1 protein-coding gene is annotated in these 646 nt (G+C 62.2%); it reads left to right on the top strand.

Annotated elements, in window-relative coordinates:
* On the top strand, nt 1-646 hold a 646-nt coding region (locus J7024_RS37030), incomplete at both ends, for an IS3 family transposase (RefSeq protein WP_234746066.1).

Here is a 646-nt window from a genome sequence, read left to right as displayed (position 1 = left end):
CCTGACTCGGCGGGGGCTCTCGCAACGCAAGGCATGTCGCTACCTGGGACTGAGCCGCCGAGTGGCGACCTATACGCTCAAGCAACCGGAGAAGGATCGGAGTTTGGGCGAGAGGCTGATGGCGGCCGCGCAAGAGGTGCCGCGCTTCGGCTATCGCCGGATGTCGGCCTGGCTGGCGTTGAGCGAATCGCGCGTGCGGCGAATGTGGCGAGCCCTTCAGCTCAACATTCCGCGCCGACGTCCTCGCCGACGTCGTTGCGGCGACGACATACGCCTGCCAGGCGCCACACAGCCCAATTCGGTTTGGAGCTATGACTTCGTGCACGATCAACTAGTGGATGGCCGGGCCTTGAAGATGCTATGCGTGATCGATGAATACACCCGCGAGTGTCTGGCGATCGAGGTTGGCGCCAGCCTGCGGTCGCAGGACGTGATCTTGACGCTATCGCGACTCATGCGGCTGTACGGCAAGCCCGCGTTTGTTCGGTCGGACAACGGCGCCGAATTTACCGCTGCCAAGGTCATGCGTTGGCTGCGAGACGCTGCAATCGGTCCGGCCTTCGTTGCGCCTGGCAGTCCATGGCAAAACGGATTCGTCGAAAGCTTCAACGGCAAACTGCGAGACGAATTGCTAAACCGCGAATGG

The organism is Burkholderia sp. WTPI3 (assembly GCF_021483755.1).
GTDB lineage: Bacteria > Pseudomonadota > Gammaproteobacteria > Burkholderiales > Burkholderiaceae > Burkholderia.
This window is presented reverse-complemented; position numbering and strand designations above follow the sequence as displayed.